This window comes from Paenibacillus sp. NPDC057934 (assembly GCF_042887565.1).
In the GTDB taxonomy this organism is placed as follows: Bacteria; Bacillota; Bacilli; order Paenibacillales; family Paenibacillaceae; genus Paenibacillus_AQ.
On record NZ_JBHVPB010000003.1, the window covers coordinates 227,803 to 237,782 of the forward strand.

The following is a 9,980-nucleotide window of genomic DNA, read 5'->3' on the forward strand; positions in this document are numbered from 1 at the left end:
AACAGGCAGGCAACTTATCCAGTGAATACACTGTTTTGAAGATGCAAGTATAAGGCTGATGAGAGCAGAGTCACTTTGAATGCGAGAACCATTCGACGCACGGATAGGTTTCGTACAACTTTTGAGGAGGGGTATTATGGCACAGGCGGTCACCAAAAAGCAAGTCATGAAGCTGGTTGGTAAACATATCGTAGCGGTCAAAAAAGATGGAACGAAGGTATCAGGCAAATTGGTCCGCATCTCCGGAAATCGTTTGATCTTGCAGCGCTCTAGTGGAAAAAAAGTACAAACAAAGGCGCTAATTCCGCTGGTACTGTTTGACCTACTGGCTGTAGGAACGGCTCCATACGCCTATGGAGGGTACGGCGGGGCACCTTATGGTGGCGGCGGCTACGGTTACGGCGGTTACGGGGGTTACGGTCCTGGATATGGGCAAGGTGGAGCACCTTATCCTTATGGATTTTACTAAGGTGAGATAGTATCATGGGTTTTACGATAAATGTTTCTCCATCTCGTAGATGTAGCTCTGTTTATGATAACGGGTTGCCGTGTAGCCCAGCTTACGATAGAAGGTAAGGCCGGCTGTATTGCCGGAATCGACCGATAACTTGGCCCGCTGGCACCCGCGTGATAGTGCAAATCGCTCTGCCCGATCCATGAGCAGATTCCCCCAGCGTTTGCGCCGAGCAGCGGGTGCGATGGCCAGCATGTCGATATATAGCAGATCCCCGTGCAGCATAAAGTGGACAAATCCCAGCGGATCACTTTCGTAATCGGTGCAGGCAACAAGCGTCACACCGTGCCCCATCCGGCGGGGCAAATCTTTTCGTACTTGGGAAATCACTTTTTTCGGCAGATGGGATAATGGGACGAGCTGTTTCTCGATCAGGTCGAGGATAACGGCATCGTCCTGTTTCGGTCTGCGGTAGCGGATCATATGGCGCCCCCTTTCCACGCATTGTCGTACATCATATGACAGCAGGAGGGGGAAGCGTTCCGTAAGGGCGGGAGGAAGAGAAAACTTTTTTAAAAATATGGGTATTGACTAATCCTTGTGAGGAATCATATAATGTGTCTAAACATTTTAACGAGCATACATGTATCGGCAATGATGAGGACGAAGTTTTAAGGGCTCTTTTGCTCAGAGAGTGTGAGGATTTGCTGCAACCTCCACCGAAATCCCTTATATACGAGCTCACCTCGGAGCTGTTTCCCTGAAAGGTCCATCGGTAAGAGTGATGGAATTATTAGGGGGAATCGTTTAGTCCGCGTTAGGGACTTCAGGTTACAAAGATTGGGCCCTGCCTACATCGATGGATTTTTGTATACCTGATAAGGCATATCATCGCGAGATGAATGCAAACATGGGTGGTACCACGGAAGATCAACCTTTCGTCCCTCACACGCTTAATTTGCGTGTGGGAGGCGAAAGGTTTTTTTGTTGTTAAGGAAGGCTGCCCCTAACTAAAGTTGTTGTTAAATTGACGGTCCGTCATTTTGAATACTGAACGTTAAACATCGAAGGAGGAAGACTGATGAGCGCGCAAATACCAAAACTGCGATCGACAGAAGAGTTACGTGAGAAATGGAAACAGCCGGAGGTCATTACCGGATCGGAGATTCTACTCCGCAGTCTTGTACTCGAGGGTGTAGATACCGTATTTGGATATCCGGGTGGTGCAGTACTGTACATCTACGATGCACTGCACGGCTTTAAAGATTTCAATCATATTCTTACTCGTCATGAGCAAGGCGCCATCCACGCAGCGGACGGCTATGCTAGAGCAAGCGGCAAGCCAGGCGTCTGTATCGCGACCTCCGGACCAGGGGCAACTAACCTGGTAACAGGCATCGCGACCGCGTTCATGGATTCTGTACCATTGGTTGTCATTACGGGCAACGTATTCTCCAGCCTGATTGGTACGGATGCGTTCCAAGAGGCAGACATCACTGGTATTACAATGCCAATCACGAAGCACAGCTATCTGGTGCGCGATGTTGAGGATCTGCCACGTGTGATTCACGAAGCATTCCATGTCGCAAATACAGGTCGTAAAGGTCCTGTCCTTATCGACATTCCAAAGGATGTATCGGCAGCCAAGACGCTGTTTACTCCGGTGCAGGGTGTCAACCTTCGTGGATACAATCCGCGAACTGTACCCAACAAGCTGCAGCTTGACAAGCTCGTGAAAGCTATCTCGGAAGCTGAGCGCCCGGCTATTATTGCAGGCGGCGGAGTTATCTACTCCGGAGCGCATGAAGAGATGTTGGAATTTGTCAAACGTACTGAAATTCCAATCACGACGACATTGCTAGGCCTAGGCTGTTTCCCAAGCGGAGAAGACCTGTGGATGGGAATGCCGGGAATGCACGGCACTTATACTGCCAATAACGCCATTCAGCAGTGTGATCTGCTCATTAATATCGGTGCCCGATTCGACGACCGTGTAACAGGGAAGCTGGACGGTTTCGCGCCAAAAGCCAAGATTGTACACATTGACATTGACCCGGCAGAGATTGGCAAGAACGTAACGCCTGACATTCCGATCGTAGGGGATGTGAAGACGGTTCTAGAAATGCTGAATCCAGAGGTAAGACGCGCTGATAAGGCCGATGTCTGGAGAACACAGATCGCTCAGTGGAAGCAAGATAAGCCGCTTCGATACAACGATTCTGAGACGGAATTGAAGCCGCAATGGGTTATCGAACTGATCAACGACACTACTAAAGGTGAAGCGATTGTTACGACTGACGTTGGCCAACACCAAATGTGGGCGGCACAGTACTACAAGTTCAATCATCCTCGCTCATGGATCACCTCCGGCGGTCTTGGAACGATGGGATTCGGATTCCCGTCCGCAATCGGCGCGCAAATGGCGCACCCGGAACGGCTGGTAGTATCCATTAACGGGGACGGCGGCATGCAGATGTGTTCTCAGGAACTCGCGATTTGCGCCATCAACAATATTCCGGTCAAAATTGTAGTAATCAATAATGAGGTACTCGGCATGGTCCGCCAGTGGCAGAACCTCATTTATGAGAAACGTTACAGCTATACAGATCTGGCAGGCAGCCCGAACTTCGTCAAGCTGGCTGAAGCATATGGTGTAAAGGGCCTCCGGGCAACGAACAAGGAAGAAGCAAGAGCGGCGTGGCAGGAAGCGATGGAAACACCGGGTCCAGTATTGGTAGAATTCGTTGTTCCTAAGGACGAGAATGTCTATCCAATGGTTACCCAAGGCTCAACCATCGATCAAATGCTGATGGGGGATGAATAACTGTGATGAAACATACGATTGCTGTGCTTGTGAATGACCAGCCAGGTGTGCTGCAGCGGGTGTCTGGTTTGTTCGGACGCCGGGGTTATAATATTGAGAGCATTACTGTGGGGCAGTCTGAAGAAGAAGGACTCTCCCGGATGGTTATCGTTACCTGGGGTGATGCCAGTACCTTGGAACAGATCGAGAAGCAGCTTTACAAGCTGATTGATGTCATCAAGGTTGTGGATCTCAGCTCCAAACCAATGGTGGCAAGGGAGCTTGCCTTGATTAAGGTGAAGGCAGAGCCGTCGGAACGTCCGGAAATTATGGGCGTTGTGGAGACTTTCCGGGCTGCTGTTATTGATATCGGCAGCACTAGTCTACTGGTGCAGGTCGTTGGAGACACCGAGAAAATCGACGCCATGATTGAGTTGCTCAAGCCTTACGGCATTAAAGAACTGTCGCGTACAGGAGTTACAGCCATGGTTCGCGGCAACGCCTAAAGGTTGTATTTTACGGCTTTAGCGAATTACTGCTTGGTTGCTTTAACGAGATGTGATATAACGGTATAACGAGATTACGAAAAAACGACATGCCCGCTAAAGAGCGGGGGCTTGAGGAGCAGCTTAAGGAATCCTTCAGCCAGATGCTCTTGAAGCACCCGCTCTTTACGATGGGTCCAATTTAAAGGAGGATATTGACAATGGCAGTGACAACGTACTATGAACAGGATGCAGAACTTAGCGTATTAAAAGGGAAGACAATTGCGGTAATCGGTTATGGTAGCCAAGGGCATGCCCAAGCACAAAACCTTCGTGACAGTGGTCTTCAGGTTGTCATCGGCCTGCGTGAAGGCAAATCCTTCAACACAGCTAAAAATGACGGTTTCGAAGTATTGTCCGTAGCAGAAGCAGTATCTCGTGCTGATGTAGTGCAAATTCTGATGCCGGATGAAACACAGGCGTCCGTATATAAGAATGACATCGAGCCTAACCTCAAAAAAGGTGCAGCGCTGATGTTCTCCCACGGCTTTAACGTACACTTTGGCCAAATCGTAGCACCTAAGGATGCTGACGTGCTGCTCGTGGCACCGAAATCCCCTGGACACATGGTTCGCCGCACATATGTAGAAGGCTTCGGAGTTCCTGGCTTGATCGCAATCGAGCAAGATGCAACTGGACAAGCAAAAGAAATCGGTCTGGCTTATGCGAAAGGTATCGGTTGTACTCGTGCCGGAGTAATCCAAACCTCCTTCCGTGAAGAAACCGAAACTGACTTGTTCGGTGAGCAAGCTGTCCTTTGTGGTGGTGTATCCGCACTGATCAAAGCAGGTTTCGAAACATTGACTGAAGCAGGTTATGCTCCTGAGATGGCTTACTTCGAGTGCTTGCACGAGTTGAAGCTGATCGTTGACCTTGTATATGAAGGCGGATTGGCTAGCATGCGCGATTCCATCAGTAACACAGCTGAGTACGGTGATTATGTAACTGGACCTCGTATTGTTACAGAAGACACTAAGAAAGCAATGAAAGCTGTACTTACCGATATCCAACAAGGTAAATTTGCTCGCGACTTTATCTTGGAGAACCAATCCGGTAATGCTTTCTTGACTGCAACTCGTCGCAACGAAGCTGCTCACCCAGTAGAAGTAGTTGGCGGTCAATTGCGTGAAATGATGCACTGGATCAAGAAATAAGCACATATAAATAAGATAACATTGAAATCTATATGGTAATCCCCAGATGCGGCCGTTCACCAACGAGCCGCATTTGAGGGTTTTAGCCCAATTTTCAGGAGGTGCTCGCATGCGGAAAATTTATGTGTTCGATACGACACTGCGCGATGGAGAGCAGTCGCCGGGTGTGAACCTGAACACGCTTGAAAAAGTGGAGATCGCCCATCAGCTTGAAAAGCTTGGGATTGACCGCATGGAAGCGGGTTTTCCAGCTGCCTCGCCAGGGGATCTGGCGGCAGTTAACGCGGTGGCCAGAGCCGTTAAGAATGCGACGGTGATCGGGTTGTCCCGTTCAAGAGAAGCGGATATTGACGCGGTCAAAGAAGCCTTGCAAGGAGCGCAAGATCCTTGCATTCACATTTTCCTCGCTACTTCACCAATTCACCGGAAGCATAAGCTGCGGATGGATAAGGCTCAGGTGCTGGAAACAGCCCAGTCAGCGATCCGTTATGCTAAGAAACATTTTTCCAAGCTGGAGTTCTCTCTTGAGGATGCTGGCCGTACTGAATATGATTTTCTGGCAGAAGTGGTTGGCATGGCGGTACGTGAAGGAGCGAATGTGGTCAATATCCCGGATACAGTGGGCTATTTGAACCCTTCGGAATACGGAGCGATTTTCAAGTATCTGAAAGAGAATGTGCCTGACATCGAGCGGGTGCAGCTCAGCGCGCATTGCCATAACGACCTTGGCATGGCTACAGCCAATACCCTTGCGGCGATTCAAAATGGTGCAGACCAGATTGAGGGGACGATCAATGGTATCGGTGAACGCGCCGGAAATACTGCTATCGAAGAGGTAGCACTTGCTCTGGAGACACGGAGCAAATTCTTCGGAGCGAAGACTTCTCTTGTGCTGTCAGAGATTTCCCGTACCAGTCGTTTGGTCAGCAAATTGACCGGTATGGTCGTTCCAGGCAACAAAGCGATTGTAGGTGCGAACGCGTTCGCCCATGAATCGGGTATTCACCAGGATGGCATGCTGAAAGAAAAGACAACTTACGAGATCATGACACCGGAGACCATCGGTTTGAAGGAAAGCAAGCTTGTGCTCGGTAAGCACTCCGGCCGCCATGCTTTCCGTGATAAGCTGAGTGATCTCGGCTATGATCTACCGGATGAAGAGCTGAACACTGCATTTGCCAAGTTCAAGGATCTGGCGGATAAGAAGAAGGAAGTGTCCGACGAGGACATTTTGGCACTGATTGAAGAGAAGCTTGTCAAAACGCCTGAAGTGTTCCGCTTGCAGACGATTTATGTCACTTATGGCAATGAAGCCACACCTACGGCCAAGGTCGTGATCAACGGTCCTGAGGAGCAGCCGATTACTGCTTCTGCTGAAGGTAACGGTTCGGTAGATGCCATCTACAATGCCATCGATTCGGCTACAGGCGAGGAAGTCACCTTGAGTGATTATTCCATTAAATCTGTCAGCCGGGGTAAAGATGCCCAAGGTGAGGTCCATGTGGTATTGACACAGGGCATTGTTGCTGCACAGGGTAGAGGTCTCAGTACCGATATTCTGGAAGCTAGCGCCCGGGCTTATCTGGATGCGCTTAACAAGCTAATCGAGAAGCGTAAGACCTATACATTGCGTGATCACGCTACGCTGTAAAATTGCATACAATGTACATGCATTGGAATGCTTGATGAAGCCGTTTTGACTGTAGACATTTGTCTATGGTCAGGACGGCTTTTTTTGTATGCCATCAATTATAACGTAGAAGAATGCTATTCCTCCAAGCCGGTTGAGTGCGCTTTCTTATTGTTCAATCTTTTGTTCAGAAAATGTTCATTTCCCAATGCTACAGTTTAGGTTGGGTCACAGCAAAGCAACTGAAGAAACAATGATAACCAATAAAGACAGGAGGTTGCAAGTAATAGGAGGGGCGTGAGTCCTTCTGAAAGAGGTCGACACAGAAAATTACCATGAACAGAGAAAAAAGAAACGGAGGTGTGCTGGAGGAATGATGAAGAAGAGAGCAGCGCTTTTTCTTGTAATTATTATGCTTTTTACGCAATGGACCTCCGGGTTCGGGCTATTATCTCAAGCCAGTGCTGCACAGATTGATGCGGATAGTAATATCATCACTAGTGTTACAATGGCTGTTTATGACAAGTCCGGCAATACGGTAACAGAGGCTGTCTATGAGCAAGGCTCGAAGGTACAACTGGATTACCAGTGGGAGCTTCCAAATGGCCATTCATACAAGAATGGCGATAAGTTTACTTTTAAACTTCCTAATGAGTTCAAGCTCTTTAATGACATAGGACCTCTCCCGCTTATTATTGATGGGGAGGAAGTAGGCTCCTTTGTAGTAAATGAGGCAACCCACAACGTCGTTATGACCTTCAATGATTATATTGAAACTCATTTTGATGTTCGTGGAACGATACAGGTTAAGACGGAGTTTGACAAGCAAACGATTACGGGGAGCACAGAGCAGCGGATTACCTTCCCGATTAATGGTGGATCTTTCATCGTCACTGTGAACTTTAAGCCAACGAACACTTCTCCGATCGAGAAAAGAGGAACACCTGCTGGATATAACGCCAAGAATATCAGTTGGGAAATTGATGTGAACAAAAATCTCAACAGCGTGATCCATGCACAGGTAAGTGATCCAATCCCTGCTGGCTTGGCCGCTCCGAATGCGGCTGACATTAAAGTCTACAAACTTGATGTCAATCTGGACGGTACAACGGTTAAAGGGGCTTTGGTCGACAGCAGCCAATACACAGCAAATGTTGCAAATGGTGTACTTGGTGTGCAATTTACCAATTCTCCACTTACCAAGGCTTACCGTATTGAGTATAAGACCGATATTACTGACAGGGACAAGGGGTCTTTTACCAATACAGCATCCTTTAAGGGAGATAACCAAACACCAATCACGGCATCTGCGACGGTAGACGTAAAATACGGGGACCCTCTGAAAAAATCCTCTACTGGCTATAACACAGGCACGCAGACCATCGATTGGGAAATTAAATACAATTACAATGAGAAAAACATTTCTCAGACTAATGCAGTAATAAAGGATTTGTTCGATGATACGCATAAGCTGGTACCCAACTCTATTAATGTCTATCCAATTACCTTGGATTTGGCGGGGAATGAAACTAAGGGCACTTTGATTCCAGCTACCGAATATTCGGTGGATCCTGCAAGTGCAACAGACAAAGAAGGTTTCACCCTAAGCTTCAACCATGCGGTTACTCAAGCCTACAAGATTGAGTATAAGACCGTCGCTAAAGACCGTGTTGATGCTGGAGGAAAAGTCGAAAACACGGTAACTTCTGATGTTTACACAGAGGATGCAAGCCGTGATACACGTCAGGTTATCATTGAGAAAAATGTAGGCACAATCAACTACAGCGATAAAACTGTAGAATGGTCTATAAAAATCAATGGTGACTCTTACACCATGCACGATGTCATCGTTAAGGATACTTTCACGCATGGCGGCCTGAAATTTATTCCGGGATCGTTGGTCGTTAAGAATGGCAGCGACGCTATTGTAGCGCCAACAGTATACACTTTGGTATACGGAGATCCGGTTGTGGTGAATGCCGGATTTGATGTGAAGTTCAATGGACCAATATCTGGGCCACACACCATCACTTATAAGACTTCTTTCAACAATGATTGGCTGGATTACAACTGGTTGGATCCGAATAAGTCAGCAAAGTTTGAGAACAAGGGCCGTATTGAATGGAAGGAAAACGCTAGTTCTACTGATGTCTTAAATAAAGAAGTTACGGCCACATTCGATCCACGTCCAGAAACGAAGAACAATGGATTCAAGTATGGTGAGTATAATGCGGTGACCAAGGAAATCACCTGGACTATCGGGGTGAACTACAACAGCAAGACGCTTGCGAACGCCGAGGTCGTGGATAACCTTCCTCTTGGGGACGGGCAATCTCTGGTTCCTGAGTCTGTAAAAGTATTGAACATGAAGATCGCGGACAATGGAGATCCAAGTAAAGACACCAGTGTAGACAGTAGCAAATACGTTGTAACTGAAGGCAATCCGCTGAAGGTGAAATTCAAACAATCGATCAATTCGCCTTACTACATCGTGTTTAAGACCACGCTCAACAAGCAACTGGTTGAGACCACTTTTAACAACACTGCCAAACTTCTAGATGGAACTAAGGAGGAATCCAAGGACCTGACTGCCTCCCTTACTGTTCCAAGTAGTGGGGAGTATGTAGAGAAAAGTGGTCAGCAGGCTGGGGGCAAAATTAACTGGACAATTAATATCAACCGCAACCAGTCTTTTATCAAGGGAGCTAAGGTTACGGATGATCCAAGCGCAAACCAAATTCTGGTTGAGGATTCTTTCAATCTCTACAAAACAACAGTAGCTGCTGATGGCGTTGTAACCAAGGATGTTAAAGCAGTCAAGGGTACGGATTATTCACTGAGTTTTACGACCAATGATAATACAGGAAAGCAGCAGTTTGTTTTAAGCTTTCTAAAAGATATCGAAAAGGCGTATATCCTTGAATATCAATCCCTTATCGTCGCGAATGACAAAGATACTGTGAGCAATGCAGTTTATTTCGAAGGTGAAAATGTAAAGGTAGTCACCAAAAACACCTCCAAGGACATTATTGTTGGAGTCTCCAGCGGTTCCGGTACAGGGGATGGAACAAGAAAGACGCTGACAGTGAAAAAGGTGGATGAAGCCGATTCTGGAGTTGTACTTAGCGGAGCGACATTTAATCTGTACCGCATAACTGGTACAGATCGTGCACTCGTCAAGACATTGACTACAGGCAATGACGGCATTGCAGAATTTAAAAATCTGTGGCAGGGCAAATACGTGCTTGTTGAATCGGCAGCGCCAACGGGATATCTGCTGGATTCAAAGGAGCGCGAAGTTACCCTTAGTTCTTCGACAACGATTGAGGTCAAGAATAAAAAGCCAACGCCTTCTGCAACACCAACGCCGACACCGACGGTAACACCGTCGCCA

7 protein-coding genes are annotated in these 9,980 nt (G+C 47.6%); 6 read left to right on the forward strand and 1 reads right to left on the reverse strand.

Going from position 1 to position 9,980, the window contains the following annotated elements; translation table 11 throughout:
• The first annotated feature begins 136 nt into the window (after positions 1-136).
• Positions 137-469 carry a hypothetical protein gene (locus tag ACFVRY_RS08510; protein ID WP_387499185.1) on the forward strand — a complete coding sequence of 111 codons (333 nt, stop codon included), beginning with the start codon at positions 137-139 and terminating at the stop codon, positions 467-469.
• Between the two features lie 21 nt (positions 470-490).
• On the opposite strand, the gene ACFVRY_RS08515 is transcribed toward ACFVRY_RS08510, so the two are convergent.
• The gene (locus ACFVRY_RS08515) at positions 491-937 is read right to left on the reverse strand and encodes a GNAT family N-acetyltransferase (protein ID WP_387499187.1); all 447 of its coding nucleotides are present in this window, start codon (positions 935-937) and stop codon (positions 491-493) included.
• A gap of 598 nt (positions 938-1,535) precedes the next feature.
• Here ACFVRY_RS08515 and ilvB point away from each other — a divergent pair.
• The 5 genes from ilvB to ACFVRY_RS08540 form a co-directional block, all read left to right on the forward strand.
• On the forward strand, positions 1,536-3,278 hold the full coding sequence (gene ilvB / locus ACFVRY_RS08520) for a biosynthetic-type acetolactate synthase large subunit (protein ID WP_387499189.1): 1,743 nt from the start codon (positions 1,536-1,538) through the stop codon (positions 3,276-3,278).
• A gap of 5 nt (positions 3,279-3,283) precedes the next feature.
• Entirely contained in the window at positions 3,284-3,763 is a 480-nt protein-coding gene (gene ilvN, locus ACFVRY_RS08525; protein WP_387499713.1) for an acetolactate synthase small subunit, read from the forward strand.
• A 200-nt stretch (positions 3,764-3,963) separates the two neighbouring features.
• Positions 3,964-4,956: a ketol-acid reductoisomerase gene (gene ilvC, locus ACFVRY_RS08530; RefSeq protein WP_066373257.1), complete on the forward strand. Its 993-nt coding sequence runs from the start codon at positions 3,964-3,966 to the stop codon at positions 4,954-4,956.
• A 109-nt stretch (positions 4,957-5,065) separates the two neighbouring features.
• Complete coding sequence (locus ACFVRY_RS08535) at positions 5,066-6,607, forward strand: 2-isopropylmalate synthase (protein ID WP_387499191.1); 1,542 nt, start codon at positions 5,066-5,068, stop codon at positions 6,605-6,607.
• 352 nt (positions 6,608-6,959) lie between these two features.
• The coding region (locus tag ACFVRY_RS08540) for a collagen binding domain-containing protein (RefSeq protein ID WP_387499193.1) at positions 6,960-9,980 on the forward strand (3,021 nt) is incomplete at its 3' end.

Bases quoted from the DNA above. Each gene is read 5' to 3' on its own strand.
- ACFVRY_RS08510 (WP_387499185.1), top strand. From the start codon at position 137: ATGGCACAGGCGGTCACCAAAAAGCAAGTCATGAAGCTGGTTGGTAAA.
- ACFVRY_RS08515 (WP_387499187.1), bottom strand. From the start codon at position 937: ATGATCCGCTACCGCAGACCGAAACAGGACGATGCCGTTATCCTCGAC.
- ilvB (WP_387499189.1), top strand. From the start codon at position 1,536: ATGAGCGCGCAAATACCAAAACTGCGATCGACAGAAGAGTTACGTGAG.
- ilvN (WP_387499713.1), top strand. From the start codon at position 3,284: ATGAAACATACGATTGCTGTGCTTGTGAATGACCAGCCAGGTGTGCTG.
- ilvC (WP_066373257.1), top strand. From the start codon at position 3,964: ATGGCAGTGACAACGTACTATGAACAGGATGCAGAACTTAGCGTATTA.
- ACFVRY_RS08535 (WP_387499191.1), top strand. From the start codon at position 5,066: ATGCGGAAAATTTATGTGTTCGATACGACACTGCGCGATGGAGAGCAG.